The 701-nt window shown below is 76.9% G+C and carries 1 protein-coding gene; it reads right to left on the bottom strand.

Going from position 1 to position 701, the window contains the following annotated elements; all coding sequences use genetic code 11:
- Window positions 1-701, bottom strand: a 701-nt coding sequence (locus LPA54_RS34115; protein ID WP_228984550.1) for a DUF4139 domain-containing protein, incomplete at both ends; no start/stop codon positions are given.

The raw sequence follows: 701 nt of genomic DNA, 5'->3' as shown, positions 1-701 counted from the left end.
GCACGCGGACCTCGCCGCCGTCGTCCACCCCCGGCAGCCCGAGCACGGGAGCGGGACCCAGGTCCGCGATCTCCTCCTCCCGCAGGTCCACATGCACGGTGCGGCGCTCCTCGGGGGAGCGGTCGCGGAGCGTCAGCCGGTCCTCGCCGAGCACCGGCGGCTCCGTGGCCGCCGAGGAACGCGCCGTGGACAGCGTCAGCCGTACGCCGGACCAGTCCTCGCCGGTGCGCTGCCAGACCATCGCCTCCGTCTCCAGGGTGAGCGCGTCCCCGTCCAGCGTGGCCCGGTACGCCGGCCGCCACAGCGCGCACGGCGTGAGGTGGCTGAGCCGCAGCTCCGCCGTTCCCTCGCCCGAGGCCTCCACGGTCAGCTCGACATGCCCGACCAGCTCGGCGGGCTCCGTCTCGGCGTCGGCGAGGGCCTGCTCGGCCTCGCGCAGCTCGCCGGACAGGGCCTCCAGCCGCGCCTCCACCTCGCGCAGCCGCTCGGCCTGGTGCTCACGCTCCCCGTCGACGCGGTCCAACTCCCGGGCCCAGCGGTCCGGTTCGGCCTCGCCGAACCCGGCGCCCTCACCGATCTCCCGCAGCAGGTCGGTGGCGAGCCGGCCCAGTGCGTCCCCGCGCGCCGCCAGCCGCTCCCGGCGCTGCTCCAGCACCAGCCGCTCCTCCTCCAGCGAGGTCACGCGGCGACGCAGCGGCGAG

The organism is Streptomyces sp. DH12 (assembly GCF_020873895.1).
Lineage (GTDB): Bacteria > Actinomycetota > Actinomycetes > Streptomycetales > Streptomycetaceae > Streptomyces.
This window is presented reverse-complemented; position numbering and strand designations above follow the sequence as displayed.